The sequence below is a fragment of the Neobacillus sp. B24 genome, assembly GCF_055381825.1.
Window position 1 is genome coordinate 4,591,794 of the sequence record NZ_AP035777.1, and the last position, 16,925, is coordinate 4,608,718.

19 protein-coding genes and 1 pseudogene are annotated in these 16,925 nt (G+C 43.2%); 7 read left to right on the forward strand and 13 right to left on the reverse strand.

Translation table 11 applies throughout. The annotated features are described in order from the left end of the window. Positions 1-56: 56 nt before the first annotated feature. Positions 57-387: pseudogene (locus ACZ43M_RS22865) on the forward strand (NifU family protein). 169 nt (positions 388-556) lie between these two features. Here ACZ43M_RS22865 and ACZ43M_RS22870 read toward each other — a convergent pair. After that, the gene (locus ACZ43M_RS22870) at positions 557-1,546 is read right to left on the reverse strand and encodes a 2-hydroxyacid dehydrogenase (RefSeq protein WP_464504809.1); all 990 of its coding nucleotides are present in this window, start codon (positions 1,544-1,546) and stop codon (positions 557-559) included. Positions 1,547-1,593: 47 nt separating this feature from the next. Next, complete coding sequence (yutH, locus tag ACZ43M_RS22875) at positions 1,594-2,601, reverse strand: spore coat putative kinase YutH (protein WP_464504810.1); 1,008 nt, start codon at positions 2,599-2,601, stop codon at positions 1,594-1,596. Positions 2,602-2,773: 172 nt separating this feature from the next. Here yutH and ACZ43M_RS22880 point away from each other — a divergent pair, with 172 nt between their 5' ends. Further along, the gene (locus tag ACZ43M_RS22880; RefSeq protein ID WP_464504811.1) at positions 2,774-3,274 is read left to right on the forward strand and encodes a phosphatidylglycerophosphatase A family protein; all 501 of its coding nucleotides are present in this window, start codon (positions 2,774-2,776) and stop codon (positions 3,272-3,274) included. A 32-nt stretch (positions 3,275-3,306) separates the two neighbouring features. Here ACZ43M_RS22880 and ACZ43M_RS22885 read toward each other — a convergent pair whose 3' ends face one another. From ACZ43M_RS22885 to ACZ43M_RS22895, 3 genes are all read right to left on the reverse strand, one after another. Then, entirely contained in the window at positions 3,307-4,071 is a 765-nt protein-coding gene (locus ACZ43M_RS22885) for a TIGR01457 family HAD-type hydrolase (protein ID WP_464504812.1), read from the reverse strand. A 62-nt stretch (positions 4,072-4,133) separates the two neighbouring features. Continuing rightward, a complete protein-coding gene (locus ACZ43M_RS22890) occupies positions 4,134-4,571 on the reverse strand; it encodes a DUF86 domain-containing protein (RefSeq protein WP_464504813.1) in 438 nt (145 codons plus the stop codon). A gap of 26 nt (positions 4,572-4,597) precedes the next feature. After that, positions 4,598-5,899: an EAL domain-containing protein gene (locus tag ACZ43M_RS22895; RefSeq protein ID WP_464504814.1), complete on the reverse strand. Its 1,302-nt coding sequence runs from the start codon at positions 5,897-5,899 to the stop codon at positions 4,598-4,600. 183 nt (positions 5,900-6,082) lie between these two features. Between ACZ43M_RS22895 and ACZ43M_RS22900 the strand changes: the two genes are divergently transcribed. Beyond that, complete coding sequence (locus ACZ43M_RS22900; protein WP_464504815.1) at positions 6,083-6,349, forward strand: DUF3055 domain-containing protein; 267 nt, start codon at positions 6,083-6,085, stop codon at positions 6,347-6,349. A gap of 60 nt (positions 6,350-6,409) precedes the next feature. Further along, positions 6,410-6,703, forward strand: coding sequence for a cytosolic protein (locus ACZ43M_RS22905; RefSeq protein ID WP_464504816.1), 294 nt, complete (start codon positions 6,410-6,412; stop codon positions 6,701-6,703). Positions 6,704-6,743: 40 nt separating this feature from the next. Here ACZ43M_RS22905 and ACZ43M_RS22910 read toward each other — a convergent pair whose 3' ends face one another. Beyond that, entirely contained in the window at positions 6,744-7,019 is a 276-nt protein-coding gene (locus tag ACZ43M_RS22910) for a YutD family protein (RefSeq protein WP_464504817.1), read from the reverse strand. A gap of 116 nt (positions 7,020-7,135) precedes the next feature. Here ACZ43M_RS22910 and ACZ43M_RS22915 point away from each other — a divergent pair, with 116 nt between their 5' ends. Next, positions 7,136-7,777, forward strand: a complete 642-nt coding sequence (locus tag ACZ43M_RS22915) for a YhcN/YlaJ family sporulation lipoprotein (protein ID WP_464504818.1) — start codon at positions 7,136-7,138, stop codon at positions 7,775-7,777. Positions 7,778-7,830: 53 nt separating this feature from the next. Here the strand turns inward: ACZ43M_RS22915 and lipA are convergent, their stop codons facing one another. Next, positions 7,831-8,754 carry a lipoyl synthase gene (gene lipA / locus ACZ43M_RS22920; protein WP_464504819.1) on the reverse strand — a complete coding sequence of 308 codons (924 nt, stop codon included), beginning with the start codon at positions 8,752-8,754 and terminating at the stop codon, positions 7,831-7,833. Positions 8,755-8,954: 200 nt separating this feature from the next. Between lipA and ACZ43M_RS22925 the strand changes: the two genes are divergently transcribed. Continuing rightward, on the forward strand, positions 8,955-9,956 hold the full coding sequence (locus ACZ43M_RS22925; RefSeq protein WP_464504820.1) for a M23 family metallopeptidase: 1,002 nt from the start codon (positions 8,955-8,957) through the stop codon (positions 9,954-9,956). Positions 9,957-9,981: 25 nt separating this feature from the next. On the opposite strand, the gene yunB is transcribed toward ACZ43M_RS22925, so the two are convergent. The 5 genes from yunB to ACZ43M_RS22950 form a co-directional block, all read right to left on the reverse strand. Then, the gene (gene yunB / locus ACZ43M_RS22930) at positions 9,982-10,770 is read right to left on the reverse strand and encodes a sporulation protein YunB (protein ID WP_464504821.1); all 789 of its coding nucleotides are present in this window, start codon (positions 10,768-10,770) and stop codon (positions 9,982-9,984) included. A 106-nt stretch (positions 10,771-10,876) separates the two neighbouring features. After that, a complete protein-coding gene (locus tag ACZ43M_RS22935; RefSeq protein ID WP_464508096.1) occupies positions 10,877-11,179 on the reverse strand; it encodes a YunC family protein in 303 nt (100 codons plus the stop codon). Positions 11,180-11,244: 65 nt separating this feature from the next. After that, on the reverse strand, positions 11,245-12,597 hold the full coding sequence (locus tag ACZ43M_RS22940) for a bifunctional metallophosphatase/5'-nucleotidase (RefSeq protein WP_464504822.1): 1,353 nt from the start codon (positions 12,595-12,597) through the stop codon (positions 11,245-11,247). A 4-nt stretch (positions 12,598-12,601) separates the two neighbouring features. Further along, the gene (locus tag ACZ43M_RS22945) at positions 12,602-13,423 is read right to left on the reverse strand and encodes a sulfite exporter TauE/SafE family protein (RefSeq protein ID WP_464504823.1); all 822 of its coding nucleotides are present in this window, start codon (positions 13,421-13,423) and stop codon (positions 12,602-12,604) included. 31 nt (positions 13,424-13,454) lie between these two features. After that, entirely contained in the window at positions 13,455-14,300 is an 846-nt protein-coding gene (locus tag ACZ43M_RS22950; protein WP_464504824.1) for a DUF72 domain-containing protein, read from the reverse strand. A gap of 164 nt (positions 14,301-14,464) precedes the next feature. Between ACZ43M_RS22950 and ACZ43M_RS22955 the strand changes: the two genes are divergently transcribed. Further along, positions 14,465-15,382 carry a hypothetical protein gene (locus ACZ43M_RS22955; protein ID WP_464504825.1) on the forward strand — a complete coding sequence of 306 codons (918 nt, stop codon included), beginning with the start codon at positions 14,465-14,467 and terminating at the stop codon, positions 15,380-15,382. A 57-nt stretch (positions 15,383-15,439) separates the two neighbouring features. Here ACZ43M_RS22955 and sufB read toward each other — a convergent pair whose 3' ends face one another. Continuing rightward, positions 15,440-16,837: a Fe-S cluster assembly protein SufB gene (sufB, locus tag ACZ43M_RS22960; protein ID WP_464504826.1), complete on the reverse strand. Its 1,398-nt coding sequence runs from the start codon at positions 16,835-16,837 to the stop codon at positions 15,440-15,442. Between the last annotated feature and the right edge of the window lie 88 nt (positions 16,838-16,925).

The following is a 16,925-nucleotide window of genomic DNA, read 5'->3' on the forward strand; positions in this document are numbered from 1 at the left end:
CATTACCATTCCTTAATGTTTTTCTTTTATTTTAATATACAAAAACAATAAAAACGATGAAAATGCTTTTTTGTGTGTTTCCCCAAATTCTGAGAATGGATTTTTACTATCGTCCTCAGTATAATATAAGTAGGAAAGGAGTCGATCACGATGTCAGAACAAGAAATGTTTGAACAAGTACAAGAAGTATTAGATAAATTACGTCCATTTCTTCTTCGCGATGGCGGAGATTGCGAATTAGTTGATGTGGAAGATGGTATTGTAAAACTTCGCTTATTGGGTGCTTGCGGTTCTTGCCCAAGCTCGACCATCACACTAAAAGCTGGTATTGAAAGAGCGCTTCTTGAAGAAGTTCCCGGCGTTGTAGAAGTAGAGCAGGTTTTTTAATAGAATCATGGAAAAGCGATTGCTTGTGTAGAAGCAATCGCTTTTTTGTTGTATTTACCACGAGTTTCTGTTGGATAAATGTGTTTTTACTGTCGTATAATGCGTGTTTACTGTCACATAAAGCTGACTTACTGTCGGATAAGCCTTATTTACTGTCGCATTTCCCCATTCAGCCCTGTATTCGCGCCGACCATTCCTTATTCACCAGTGTCTTTGGCTGCCTGCCTTCTAAAACCGCTTCGATATTCTCAACACACAGCGTCATCATCCCTGTTCTCGCCCCCATTGTGGCGCTTCCGATGTGCGGCAAGGCAACAACATTCGGCAGCCCTAGCAATGGATGGTCCCCACCGATTGGTTCTTTTTCAAACACATCCAGCCCGGCGCCGGCGATTTCCCCAGTCACTAGTGCTTCAATTAACGCCTTTTCGTTAACCACCGCTCCACGTGCTGCATTAACAAAAATAGCCGAGGATTTCATGTTTTGAAAAGCTTCACGGGAAAACAGTCCCCTTGTCTCTGCAGTTAATGGTGTCAAGCATACCACATAATCCGACTTCCGCAGCAGTTCATCGAAGGAAACATACACCGCTCCAAGGCGGTCTTCCACTTCAGGCTTTCTTGTTCTGTTATGATAAAGGATGTTCATATCAAAGCCGGCTGCCCGTTTCGCGACCGTTTCGCCGATTTTCCCCATTCCGACAATCCCAATGGTTTGATGATGAATATCCTTGCCAGCCATGAATAACGGGCTCCAGTTCAGCCAGTTACCCTGTTTAACTAACTGTGCAGCCTCGACAATTCTCCGGGCAGCAGCCATGAGGAGCGCAAAGGTTAAGTCCGCTGTTGTATCCGTTAACACATCGGGTGTATTGCAAATGGCAATACCTGCTCTATTGGCTCCCTCTACATCGACATTGTCATAGCCAACAGCCATGTTGGCGACAACCTTCAGCCTATGGCCAGCTGTTAAAAGTTCTTCATCAACAGCCTCTGTCAGCATCGTAAACAATGCATCCGCCCGTGCCGCTTCCTTCAGTAATACATCGCGGGGGACAGAGATGTCCTCATGCTCCCACATGTGAACTTCGAACTTTTCCTGCAACGGATTGATGACTTCCTCTGGCAGTTTTCTTGTAATAAAAACGTATGGTTTCATTGCCGCAATACCTTCCTTGACTCATTTCTATCATTTTACCATAGAGATTATTGAAACAACCATTCAAGCTGCGGAAGGTTTAGCCGCTTAATTGGTGCTCCGGATACTTGCAGGAAGCCGGCAAGAAACCGTTCATACTCGGTCGATTGCCGTAATATTTTCGCCAACTGCTCCTCCAACAGCTTTTTTTCCTGCTCGGAGCGGGTAATATAGTAATTTTCTACACACTCAAAATAATGGAGCGGGAAAACCAAGCGTGCATAAAGAAGCCGCCATGAAAAAGGCGATAATGGAACAATACTTTGATATTCATCGAAAAATTGCTTCACTTCAACATCGTATGTCTGGTTATTGCGATGATAGCGTTCTCTTGTCCATTCAGCTAAATCACGGCTGCGATGGTCAAAGACCCATTGGAATGGGTTTTTGATATAGTGGCCGCTCCAGGTCTCTTTCGTAAACCGATGATGGCAAACCGTACCGCTATCGGTCTCAAGTGGATTATCATCAATCTCCGTATCAACTAAATACTGGATTGCATTCTCTGTTAGCCCCATATAATAAGGAAATGATTCAACAAACATTTTTTCAAACTCATCCTCTGGCGTTTGAAACAGCAGGCGGTTCCATTCCTTCTCCATTTGCTCAAGCCGCTTTTCCCAAATTACCTTCCATTGGCCAATCCGGCTTGAACGTTGAATCTGAAACGGCACTCTTCTGCCCCGCTCATGAAATTTCGCTAGTTTCCTCCCCATCTTCGTCTTACGCTGCTGCTGTTCCAGCTGGCGATTTGCCAAAACACAGTATTTATTTTGTTCCCAAGTGACAATATAGGTACTATCCTTTGTCGGTAAGAACATTGGCACACTTTGGTCGCCAAATTTCCGCAAATGTTCGGCTATGCTGCCTAGTTCCGTAATATCAGCCTCTTCCCGATTTTGTGTTGCAGCAATGAAGTATAGCCAACCGTTCCCCCTTAGTACATCATACTGATCAAGCTTAAACTGTTCCTCAGCTCTAACCCCATAATGAGTCTCAAGCAGTTTCTGCAGCATTTTTCCACCCCATTTTCATCCCTTTTCTCAAGACATGTATATGATTGGGGCCTATAAAACTTGTTGGTTTAAACAGGAAAGTCATTTTATTTGATTCTCTGACTGAAAATTGCATATCATAAGCTGAAAGAGTATATATATAGAAAAATTTACAGAAAAAGGTGATACAAGGATGGCAGCTGATAAAAAGATTAATCATGTTGAGGATAAAGCACGCAAATGGCTAAAAGAACGGGGTGTTGAGGTCCAGGACATCGCGGATTTAGTTTTTTACTTGCAGGAAAAATACCATGAGAATTTAAAAATGGAAGACTGTATTGCAAACGTGGAAAAGGTGCTATCCAAACGCGAAGTGCAGAATGCTATTATTACCGGCATTCAACTGGACATTCTTGGTGAAAAAGGTATGCTTGAGGAACCGCTGCAATCGATTATTGCTACGGATGAAAGCCTTTACGGGGTTGATGAAATTCTTGCCTTCTCGATTGTGAATGTGTACGGTTCAATCGGCTTTACCAATTACGGCTACATTGATAAACAAAAGCCTGGAATACTGGCTCGATTAAATGATAAATCTACCGGACAATGCCATACGTTTTTGGATGACATCGTCGGCGCTATCGCTGCTGCGGCTTCCAGCAGATTAGCGCACCGCGCGGCGAACGTTGAATAATGATGTTAAAAGGATGGCAGTATGCCATCCTTTTAAGGTTCCCATTGATCTAATGTGTCAACTGTATAGGTTGGCTGCTTTACATACCCCTTCAGCAGTTCTTTCGTGGTTACCCCGGTATGAACCAACAATGTATCCATACCGGCATTTATGCCGGCTAGGATATCGGTATCGTAATAATCGCCGACCATTAATGTCTCTTCCTTCGCTGTTCCCAATACTTTTAGCGCCTGCTCCATAATAATCGATTCCGGTTTGCCGATAAAAATTGGCTTAGTTTGTGTTGAAACAGCAACAACGGATGTCAGTGAGCCATTCCCAGGCAGCAGCCCTCGCTCCGTCGGAATCGCAATATCACCATTGGTAGAAATAAAAGTTGCCCCATTCCGAACCGCCAGGCAGGCAACAGCCAGTTTTTCATAATTAATGTCCCGGTCAATTCCAACAACCACAAAATCAGCGTCTTCCCCGGCGAACTTGAGGCCCTTTTCTTCAAGAGCAGTGGTGATGCCCTCTTCACCTATTACATAGACAGAAGCCTTGCTGTTTTTCTCGGAAATATAATTCGCCGTCGCCTGACTTGTGGTAAACACTAGGTCCTCGGAGGCTGGAATATCAAAATCCACCAGCTTTTTCGCTACCTGCGCCGGTGTCCGGGATGAATTATTGGTGACAAACAGATAGGGGATTCCCTTCTCTTTCAGCTTTTTAACAAAGTCGGAAGCGGCCTCAATTCGCTCTGTTCCCCGATACATTGTCCCGTCTAAATCAATTAAGTAGCCTTTGTATTTTTTCAAAAATAATCACCTCTTGTTCTAGCATTTCGCATTGAAATAAGAAAAAGACCGAATGGACGGTCTTAATTTTTAAACGCGGAAACAGGTCCCAACTCGTTTGTCAAATAATCACGGACATTTGCCGTAAACAAATCTAATGCCGGCAAATGCTTGGAGAATTCAAGAACTAATTCAGCATGGTCAATTTCTGTGTAAAATTGGACGAGCTTTTTGCGAAAGCCAATCAGGACTTTCAAACTGCTGCCAGTGTCAGTGCTGATCACCTTTTCATCCATTAAAATATCGATGATGTCTTCATAACTCCCCGGGTCACGCATGATGAACCCGTCAATCATTGCATTGCCGACATCCAAAACCGATTCTAACATCATTTGCGTCACTCGCTCCAAGGCCGCTTTTTCAAGGGCTGTCGACCATTCCTTGACCTGAGAGAAAAGTCTGGTTTGTGTCTCCAAATAAACTAAGGTGGTTTCAATTTTTTCCCGGTCAACAAAATACATGTACTCCACTTCCTTCAACATCTGTTCTACGTTGCCATATCCCTTATTAACATCGTTGGCGGAGCATAAAAATTGCCTTGAGCCAAATCAACTTTATTCCTAGTCAGAACGGATGCTTCCTCTTCATTTTCAATCCCTTCGGCGACGACGAGAGAGCCTGCTTCCTTTGCGACCAGCAACAAGCCTTTTAGCATTGATTCTTTTAAGGAATTTTTATCAATATTGGAAATTAGGGATCGGTCAATCTTGATGATATCAGGCATCACTTCACTAATTGTACTGAGGTTGGAATAACCTGCTCCTGTATCATCAATCGCAATACGGAACCCCATTAATCGTAACATTTTTATATTATAAATGAAATCTTTGAGTCCTTCGATTGAATCATTTTCCGTTACCTCAATGGTAATCTGTGTCGGAGGAATACTTCGAAAGCGCTGCAGCAGATTTTTTATATCTCTAGTAAAGCGGATATTCCCCAGTGTGAGCGGTGTGAAATTAATAAAAACATCTTGTCGGCATTTGGCTGCCTTAATTTGTTCTAGTGCTTTTTCAAAAACAATCATCTCAAGTTCGTATAGCGTTCCAGTCTGCCTGGCTACGGAAAATAACGGCAAAGGGCTTTCCAACGCCGTTCCTTTCGGGCCGCGGGTCAGCAGTTCCCAAGCGCGAATTTCATTTGTGGCGACATCGATAATCGGCTGAGCCAGCATCCTGATGTTCTTTTGCGAGATAATTTTGGTTATGGTATAAAACATACTATCATATTTGGCAGCAAGACGTTTTTCCGCCATCGCAATCGCTTGGCGCTGTGCTTTCTCAATGGACTCCTGAACCGAATAATGCTTCTTATCAACAAACATATAACCGGTTTCAAACTGAAACTGGAGGGATGGATAAAGCTTATGGAGCCTTTTCTCCCCTTGATTGGTCAGCTTATTCATAATACGGTCCATTTCCGATATATAATGGCTGTCATGATCAATCTTTATAATTAACGTAAGCCCGTCACCATAATAATCATGAAGTGAAATAATGGCATGTTCATCCAGTTGCTCCATTGTAATTTCACGGAAAGCCTTCTTTAGCTGCTTTTGTAACTGATAATGCCCGTTTGCACCAAGCATCTCAGCCAATTCAGTAACATTTTGTAGATTAAACACGATCACTGCGACTTCATGTCCTGATTGAAAGGCGGCTACGACGCCCTCTAGCACAGGGTTACGCAACACGAATTGAGGCGGGTAGTATCGTAAAGATGAAAGAGGCAAGAGGACCTTCCCCCATTGCATAAAATCTTTTACTTTTTCGATGGAGCGGCGGATCATAGATTTTCCCTCTTTGGCAACAGACATACATATTTAGCTATATTGTAACATATTTTTACATTATTCGAATTTTTTTACTGGTTTTTTTTCAGATTATGTTGGGAAAATCCTAAAGCCCTCCCATACAAAAGAATATTTTGATATGATAGAAGGTGTTCAAAAGGACTGATAAAGGAGACTGTTATGAAGGAACGTTTTTTCTTATACGATGATATGGAAAATACCAGGACAAGATTTGTCAGCTTCGTTGGTGATAACCAGCGTTATGATTTAGCCATCGTGAAGTCCGATCGTCATTACGGCAAGTCACTTGTGCTGAATATGCAGGGAAATCGGTTTGCCATTATTGGTCACGATGATTTAGAGGAAGAAGGCTATTTAGAGTACACCTTTCAGCTAAATGAAGAAGAAGCAGAGGAATTGAAGTCTTTTCTGATTGAGGTTATCTAAATTAGCACTCATGATTTTCGCCCACTTTTGGGATACTACTCCAAAAAGGAGTGAATCCTCATGGATGAAAAAGAGGCTGAAAAGTACGGTGATTTTTCCAATGTGGAAGCACAACGGAATTACCTGACGGCAGAAGAATTTCCTGATGGTCCGTTTGGGTCGCCAATTAAACAGGATCAACCTGTTGAATTAAAAAGCACCCCATGGAAGGAAGGACAGCGCCGCTACAGTAACTTTAATTATGAATTCAAATCACTGCACCAGGATTTGCCCCGGGAGTTTCCAGGTGCTCATCCACTACACGATGATAAGGCAACAGATGAACAAGCGCCGTATAATAATAATGAAGCTTAATATGACGAAAAAAACGAAGGAGCCTCAATCGCCCTTCGTTTTATTTTTTTACCTTTTTCAGCACAAAATAAGCACAGCCAAAATTACAGTATTCATAAAGATATTCGCTTAATGTACTAATTTTTGTATCAAAGGTTGCTTTTTGGTTTTGATCATCAAAGAAGCCTTTCAGGCGAAGCTGGCCGTATCCCCAATCTCCGACAATGTAATCATATCTGGACAGAATATCACTAAACCTTGCTTTAAGCGCTTCCTCATTAAAGCCTTCACGATACTCCTGCACCAATTCGTACTGTATGTTATTGATCGTTACCATACCTTGTCACCTCTTTTTGCCAGCGATTCTAAACTCCATTATAACCGATTCACCATGAATTACTAAGAAAAAAAACATCTCGCTTGGAAATTCTAATAAAAGGAGGTGTTTTATTAATGAAAAAACTAGCCGTTATTGCCGGACTTTGTACCATAACAGCACTTGCCGGCTGTCAAAAGGACATGAGCAACAACGATATCTATGAGGAAAGTGGAAATACCATTAATGTAAATAATAAGCGTCATGAGCTTTATCGAGAAGGTGCTGGCAAGGATGTTCGCAATATCAGTAGCTCCTATGGCTATGTCCGTCATCAAAAAAGTCCATTGATGAATGACAACACAGCCAATGACGGATATTCGGCACTTGACCGTGAGCAAGTGGCAAATGTCATCAGCAAGTTAAGTGTGAATCTCCCCAATGTCAATGATGTAGCGACGCTGGTAACCGACCAGGAAGTTTTGGTGGCTTATAGTACAGATTCTAAGGACCGAAACATGACGGCCGATCAAGTAAAAAGAACGGCGATGTCTGTCGTTCCAAGATATTATCACGTGTATGTCACTGACGACCGAGCCAAAATGCAGGATGTCGAAAATTTGGCCGGCTTTGATTCAACTAGCAGAAAAGCACGCGACTCGGTTAAAAATGTTATCAAAGAGATGAAGAAGTCTCCGCAAGGTTACCGTATGAGCGATAGTGAGGATGAAAACGGACTGACACCGGATGATAAGGATACATCCAAAACGAGCAGATAATAAAAAGGAGTTCAGAAAATCCGGCTGCGGACTGAACTCCTTTTTTCTGTTATCTAAGCTTCTTGAACGTTTTGTTCCTTTTCACCTAGCAGCTGTTTATGCTTGGCTGCCGCATTGACCTGCTCATCCGCATGGTAGGATGAACGCACAAGCGGACCTGCTTCGCAGTGGCTGAAGCCCTTGGTAAGGGCAATTTCCCGAAGTTCATTAAATTCATCTGGGCTGTAAAATTTTTCAACCTTCAGATGGCTTTTGGTTGGCTGCAGGTATTGACCTATGGTCATTATGTCAACATGATTGGCGCGAAGGTCGTCCATAACATCAATAATTTCTTCCTTTGTTTCCCCGAGGCCAATCATTAAGCTCGATTTAGTCGGAATGCTTGGCTGCATTTCCTTGGCACGGCGAAGGAATTCAAGAGAGCGGTCGTATTTTGCCCGGGCCCGGACTCTTGGAGTTAACCGTCTGACTGTTTCGATATTGTGGTTTAGAATATCTGGCTTAGCATCCATCAGCAGCTTTAAGTTCTCCTCTTTACCGCCCATATCTGAAGGAAGCACTTCGATGCTTGTGAATGGATTCTTGCGGCGGATAGCCCTGACGGTTTCGGCAAATACAGCTGCCCCGCCGTCCTTCAGGTCATCGCGGGCTACCGCTGTCACGACCACATGTTTCAAGTTCATAAGCTGTACCGAATCGGCTACGCGTTCTGGCTCTTGCCAATCGAGTTCTGTCGGAAGCCCCGTTTTAACAGCGCAAAAACGGCAGGCGCGGGTACAGGTATCGCCAAGAATCATGAATGTGGCTGTCCTTCTCGCCCCCCAGCATTCATGGATATTCGGACAGCGGGCCTCTTCACATACAGTATGAAGATTTTTTTCCCGCATCAATTTTTTCAGTCCAGTGTATGACTCATTTGTATTTAATTTTATTTTTAACCATTCGGGTTTACGTAAAATGTCTTCTTGCTTGCTCATGATTACACCCCTTTTATGTATCAGAACCACGTTCTTCTTTTGTCACTTTAACATACTGGGATAGGAACGACAAGGTTTGAGGCTCCTCGATCTGGTTTGGCGAATAACAAATTTGCAAGCCAAATTATAGATTACCATATATTAACCATTATGAAATTTCTTAGATTTCATAAACTAATTTTGTACATTTAAAAGGAAGGATGATTCCTGTGAGGGCTGTTCTTTTGATTGGAACGTTCCTTTTATTATTTACTTCTGCAATATCTCCAAGGGATGCTCATGCAAATGAAATCGACCCTTATCAGGAACGAATGAAGCTCTATAAAAAGGTCGAAACCGTTACTCAAATCCCTTGGTATTACTTGGCTGCGATTGACCAATATGAACGGAATGTCCGCAACGTCCGCCGTGACTTGCCTAAGCCTGACAGCACCATCGCCATCTACTTTAAGCCCGAAGTATGGGTAGGCTTAACCAACCCAAACCTGGCTGAAGATGACCCAGCAATCATTCAGTTTTTTAATGGTATGGGTGTCGATGGAGACGGTGACGGCAAGGCCAGCCTGAAGAGCGATGAGGACGTACTATATGCTTTTGCCAAATACCTGTTATCCTACGGTGTTGACCATGATAATATTAAAATTGGCTTATGGAATTACTACCACCGCGATCGATCTGTAGGGAGCATTGCCAATTACGCAAAAATATACCGCCATTACGGGCGGATAGATTTGAATACAAATGTCTTTCCAGTACCTCTACGAAGCAATCACAGCTATCGCAGCACATGGGGCGATGCCCGCGGCTGGGGCGGCCGCAGAATTCACGAAGGAACCGACATATTTGCCGGACATGGTGTTCCGGTTAGGGCCACTTGTTACGGCATTATCGAAATAAAAGGCTGGAACAAGTTTGGCGGCTGGCGGATTGGTATTCGTGACATCAACAACAATTATCATTATTTTGCCCATCTAAGCGGTTTTGCGAAGGATTTGAAGGTTGGACAAATTGTCGAACCCGGCATGCTGATTGGCGGAGTCGGAAGCTCCGGTTATGGACCTCCTGGTACATCAGGTAAATTCCCGCCACATTTACATTACGGAATGTATAAGGATAATGGCATTACTGAATGGTCGTTTGACCCTTACCCGCATCTGGCAAAATGGAAACGACTTGAACGGGCAAATGCCAAGAAAAAATAGGACTATCCCTCAACGGATGGTCCTATTATTGTCCTGATTTTTTCTTTGATTGTCTCTTATTTTCCGGCACCGGGATCGACAAGTTTGAATCCCCGCCGCTGTTATAAAATTGTGGAACTTCCCCCTGGACCAAGGTTCCGCCTACTGGTATCGTTTGCTTTAACTTAGTAATTTCTGTGGCAAATGGGGTAATGATTTGGACAGATACCTCTATTTCCACCGAAACTTTAATCCATGTATTGTTGATTCCCATTGGCTCAGTGTCAATGTGAACATCTGGTTCCACTTCCCCAATGGCATGAAACTTCACCGGAATTTTCGGGCCCAGGTTTCCCAATAAGGCAAGATTTGTCGCCTGACCAAGCGGTACATACCAAATAATCCCGTCCTCTGTAGATGTATCTTCCGTTTCAATTTCCACATCGGTTAACTGCTCAAGCGAAGCGATATTACCTGCTTTGGCTGATTTTAAATTCTTTTGTATTTGTGCCGTCGTTTCAGCAAGTACACGGTTAATTAAATCTGTATTCAATTGCGCATTTTGTTTGGAGCCATCAGCACCGGGGATGATTTGAATGACCTGATTATTATCCCCGACATTGGTTGTTCGCTTCGTAATTGCCCTATTGATTACAAGGGCAGCAATATTTCGAGTTTCAGAGGTTGCATATCGCATCAAGGTTGGCTCAATTCCCTTGTTGACAAGCAAAATCCCCATAGCTGTTGAAAAAAGAAAAAACATAATTGTTAACAGAATCACGTAGCGGAAGGGCAATGGTCCACGCTTTGTCAGCCTTCTGCGAAACTTTGCCATAAAAATCACCCCTTCAAGCTATTTGTATGCTGTAAAGGGGTGGTCTAGCCCATTTATATTTGAACAAGTCGTGCAAAAAATAAAAGTCTGCAGTTATAGCAGACTTTTATAGCATTTTCAGCAAGGCGTCTTTACCGATCATACCCTTTTTAATTCCCAAGTTTTCAGCCTCGACTGTAACTGACTCCAGCGGAGCATTTAACAACTGCTCAATCGTCCGCACTCCAACTGCCCTGCCGGCAATGACTTTGCGGTCCTTTAATTTCTCATTCAGTAACCCGACATCCAAGGCACCGCACATAATATATCCTTTATCGCTTGTCACAGCAAGCAGAGTTGTTTTTGGAAGTAACACCGAAACAGCCAAGAATGTATGGCCGTCAATTTCAATAGGTGACAGATCAATCAAAGGGTTCCACACTCCTTTCCCTACTAACACAGTATGAAAGCAGGTGAAAAAGCGTGTGTCCCGATTTAGGACATTGACTGCAGCTTCCATTTCAGCAAGTCGCGCATGAATTCAGGAAGAAAATATTTTTTTGTTTTCTTCGGAAGGACTTCCCTGAAAAAATGGCCAAACGTAAACATATCGGGCAATGCCAATGTGTACGTTTCCTCTGGATCGAGTTCCTTTTGACTAATCAGGGGGCGACCGGAGGCAAATTGAATACCGTCATACACGAATATCCCTAATTTATCTCCCCTAAAGCCAAGGCCTTTTATATGCCGCTGATGAAGGTCGCCATCCATTGACTCATTAATAATTCCATCTAATTCCTTTCCAGTTACCTCCACAACACAAGGATTAATTGGATGCGGACAAATCGACAGCAAGTCATACTCCGTTACATTGCCTGCAAGCGGGCCCAATAGCAGCCCAGCATTAATCATCGCGCAATCGGCATCGCACCATTCTCTTACAGCCTGGCACAATAATTGGGCCAATTGCGTTTCCTTAAACGCGTCGGCAGGAAGCGGCTGGCTAAGGAACGCGATTGGTTTTGATAACAGGCCTTTCCCTTTTTCGAAGTATATTTGTATCTCCTCCGCCTCATTTTTGGGAGAAGGTAATTCCTGCACGTTATAAAGTAAAGCCGATTGATTGAGGATTGTTTTTCGATCATTTAACACTAAGGTAACCTGGCCGACATAATACCCATATTTTCCAGCTGCCCCAAGAAGGGTGTTGCCAATGTGCTTTCCGGTTTCTAAAACATGATGCGTGTGCGCACCCAAAATGACATCAATTTCAGGACAATCAGCGGCAATTTTTTCATCATCACGAAGGCCGAGATGTGAAAGTAAGATAACGACGTCCGCTTCACTTCGAAGCTGCTTAATCCATTTCTTTAATTCCTGAATCGGTTCGTGCAGCTGCCATCCAAGCAAGTCATAAAGCTGGGCGAAGTTTACAGTGAGACCAATTACGCCTATTACTGTTCCTTTTTGTGTCCGGTAAAGTTTGTACGGCTTCACCCAATTAGGATGGGTGCCGTCCTCTTTATAAAGATTGGCTGCAAGGACATCAAACTTGGCACCTTGATACAGCTCATCTAAATCTTCATGAGGCAGGTTAATGCCCTCGTTGTTGCCGATTGTGACAGCCATGTAGTTGCAATCATTCAGCAGATCAGTATTTCCTCTTCCTTTTGTAGCTTCCGTGTAGGGGTGCCAACGGTCAATGAAATCGCCAATATCGAAAAGGAAATAATCTTCACCTTTTTCTTGGTGCAGTTTTTGCTGGGTAAGTAAAAATTGCTTTATTCGCGGCCAATTTTCCAAGTGACTGTGCAAATCATTGGTATGGTAAATAGTGATTTTTTCCATGGTCTTATCCTGTGATTCCTTCAAAAATTTGGCGTATGCCGACGATTACAAGAATAATCCGTAATATCCAAACAATGGTTTTACTTTTTAATCTGGTATTAAGATAGACACCGACCTTTGCGCCAATCCACGCACCAGGAACCAGCGCCAAGGCGTAAAGCCAGTTAACATTGCCTAAGCTGATATGGGTAATGGAGCTTAGGATCGAGGTTGGCAGAATCATAAACATGGAGGTTGCAGTTGCCACATGTGGCGGGAAAAAGAAAACGAGAATCATCGTTGGAACCATCAGGGAGCCGCCGCCCACCCCAAAAATACCCGACAGGAATCCAACAATAAGGGCAACAATGACCCCAACAGCTGGACTGAAGCCATATTCGTATGTTTTCCCGGCATTATCTGTAAAGGTCCTGCTGATCCCCCTGTCCTTCCGATAGGGAATCGGCTTTAGTTTATCTTTTACAAATAAAATAATGGAGACAAAAATAATAAATGATCCAAAATAAATATTGAATGAGTCCAAATCCAGCTTTTCGGTTACCCAAGCGCCAAGGATACTACCCGGACCGCTCCCGATCAGGAAGATAAGCCCGCTTTTATAATCAACTGTCTTGTGCTTCATATAGGCCAGTGTCGAGGACAGGCCTGTAAAAATCATCGTAAATAGTGATGTGCCGACAGCCACCTGGGCAGTAATATGGCTGAACCCCGAGAGAGTGGTCAAATACAATAGAGCTGGAACTACAATAATACCGCCGCCAAGCCCAATAAGCGATCCTAAAGAACTGGCAAGCAGCCCAACCAAAAGCAAAATAATCCATTCCATGTTTTCACCTTCTGTAATATGTAAATTGCATTTAAAATAAATCCAGCTGCCGTGGGGCAAGTCCGTCATACTCAATATGTAATAATTCTATCATTTGCTTGGCATTGTCTGCCGCGTCACCGCCGGAGTTATTGTTAAATAATAGGTAAACATCTTTGCATTCCTTATCTAATATAGAGATTGCTTCCACCCATTCCGTCAGTTCCTGCTGATTATACCTGTATAGATAGCGGACCTCGCGCCAATTGTCGGCGTTGCGCTTTTGCCAGCCGTGAACGTTGCGGCCGTGAAACCGAATAAGGACTTTTACCGAATGTGTGCCCTCCAACACGGTCGGAACGGATCCTTCCCCTGATTGCGGCTCGTCACAAATACTGTGAATCCAATTCTCTGTTCTCATAAAGTTCAGTGTTTGCTGCCGGTACTGTGGAACAAACCAGGATTGATGGCGAAACTCCAAAGCACAAGCTATGTCCTCCATCTCATGCTTGCACCAGCGTAAATAGTCAACATTCTCCCGTTTTAAATCAAACCAAGGCGGGAACTGAAACAATACCATTGCAAGCTTATTTTTCTCAATATAAGGCTCTAATGATTCTTTAAAAGCCAAGAACATGTCTTTTTTATTTTGAAATGGGATTTCTCCGCGCAGATGACCGGTCATGCCTTGGTAAGCCTTGACGATAAACTGAAAGCCTTCCGGTGTTTCGTTTACCCACTTCAAAGCATTCCGCTTCGGCTGGATTGCATAAAATGCAGTATCAACCTCGACAGTTGGAAAATGTCCGGCATATTCCTTCAGCTTATCCCTAGGCGAGATTTGCCCGGTATACAAACTATCATGGTCACCCCAGCCTGTTACTCCAATGTAAATCAAGCCTCCACCCCCTTAATACTTAATCATAGCATAACCTTTTTGAATATTATTACTATTTCAGAAAAATGATTTAAATGACCTGATTCATTTGTACAAGCCTTATTCTATTATCCCGCATTTATTATAGTGTAAGTCAATTTGCTTTTTTAGGAGGTGTTTTATTCATGGCAACTGTTAATATCGTCAGTATTTTTACTAGAGGTGCGCGATCAAGTGATACTCCCGAATTGCGAACTGCCAGAGCTCAAGCAGATATTAGACGGGCAAATGAAGTTTGGGGAACTGGCTTTCCACCAGGAGTAAGCTGTGAAATTAACTTTGTTTTATTTAGAGAATTTTATCGTCCGGAAATCACAATCGAAGCCGGCACCGTGACAACTGGAGTAGCCGATCCCCGAATTGCAGCCCTCATTAACGAAACGAGAGCCCAATTAAATAATGCAACAGCCATCTATGTTGTTTATTTAAGCGGCGAAACATTTAGTGGTGGGGCTGTAGGAAATGCTGGTCCATACTTTGAAAACTTCGTCAACACATCTACTAACTATACCCTTTTTGGCCGCGCAGCCTTAAGCGATGGGGCTTTCGAAACATATCTACTGGCTCATGAAGTCGGGCACGTTTTATTTGGACGCTTTTTGAGTGATGATATAGAAAGTTTTACAGTGAATGACCCATCAAACCCTGGAGATGCGCATAATAATAACCCACAAAATATTATGTTCCCATTTGTCCCTTCCATGAATCCATTCATTAATAGTGCACAATGTACTATTGCGCGGCAAAGTAAGGTGGTATTGGAAAATGTCGCTGGTACCGGCGCATCCCTGGCCGGTGGAACGATTAGCAGCACAATAGGTTTTGGATATGGACAGCGATTCGATGATGATGAATCATCGAATACAGAGGAGAGCAGCAATTCACGATCCTCACATCACCATCATCATCACCGCCACCATCATTTTGATATTGTCAAATATCTAAATAGAAATGTCGATTGTTTAGTACAAAAAATTGGGCCGGACAAGCTTAACATTTACCCTAAGATTCCAAAGAAATTTAAATTGGATTGTGACAAGTAATTTTCGAGTCATGGATAACAAAAAGGAAGCTGTTTTCCAACAGCCTCCTTTTTTATCTTAACCGATTGACCCTTCCATTTCGAACTTGATCAATCTATTCATTTCAACAGCATATTCCATTGGCAGTTCTTTTGTAAATGGCTCGATGAAGCCCATAACAATCATTTCGGTTGCTTCCTGTTCAGAAATACCGCGGCTCATCAAGTAGAACAATTGCTCTTCAGAAACCTTGGAAACCTTCGCTTCGTGCTCAAGCGAAATGTTGTCGTTCAAGATTTCGTTGTAAGGAATCGTATCGGAAGTGGACGCATTATCCATAATCAGCGTATCGCACTCAATATTGGAGCGGGCGCCGTCGGCTTTGCGGCCGAAGTGGACAATACCACGGTACGTTACTTTACCGCCATGCTTGGAAATCGACTTCGAAACGATAGTTGATGACGTATTTGGAGCCAAGTGCGTCATTTTAGCACCTGCATCCTGGTGTTGGCCCTTACCAGCAATTGCGATCGACAATGTCATACCGCGGGCACCTTCGCCTTTTAAAATAACCGCAGGATACTTCATTGTCAGCTTGGAACCGATGTTACCGTCAATCCATTCCATCGTGGCGTTCTCTTCACAAACGGCACGCTTCGTAACCAAGTTGTAAACGTTGTTGGCCCAGTTTTGGATAGTTGTGTAACGGCAATAAGCGCCTTTTTTGATGATGATTTCAACAACTGCACTGTGAAGTGAGTTCGTTGTATAAACCGGTGCTGTACAGCCTTCAACATAGTGAACATGTGCGCCTTCGTCGACGATAATTAATGTTCTTTCAAACTGACCCATGTTTTCAGAGTTAATCCGGAAGTACGCTTGTAATGGAGTATCTACCTTCACACCCGGTGGTACATAAATGAAAGAACCGCCTGACCACACTGCAGAGTTTAACGCAGCAAATTTGTTATCTGTTGGAGGAATGACTTTTGCCCAGTGCTTACGGAAAATATCTTCATTTTCGCGCAGCGCGGAATCGGTGTCCTTAAACACGATTCCAAGTGCTTCAAGGTCTTCCTTCATGTTATGGTAAACAACCTCAGATTCATACTGAGCGGAAACCCCGGCAAGATATTTTTGCTCTGCTTCAGGAATTCCAAGTTTGTCAAAGGTCGCTTTAATTTCTTCAGGCACTTCGTCCCATGACTTCTCAGATTTTTCAGATGGTTTTACATAATAAGTAATTTCATCGAAGTTTAATGAATTCAGGTCGCCGCCCCATTGTGGCATTGGCATTTTATAAAAATGCTCAAGCGATTTTAAGCGGAAGTCAAGCATCCACTGCGGTTCGTTCTTCATTTTTGAAATCTCTTCAACAATCTCACGCGTCAAACCACGCTTTGAGCGGAATATGGAAACGTCTTTATCGGCAAAACCATATTTATAATCACCGATTTCCGGCATTTTCTTCGCCATCGTCGTCTTCCTCCTATTTATTTGGAGCGGAAGTGCCTTGATCAGGGGCGACAGGCATAAGACGTGCCGGCAGGAAGGCTGCTCTTTA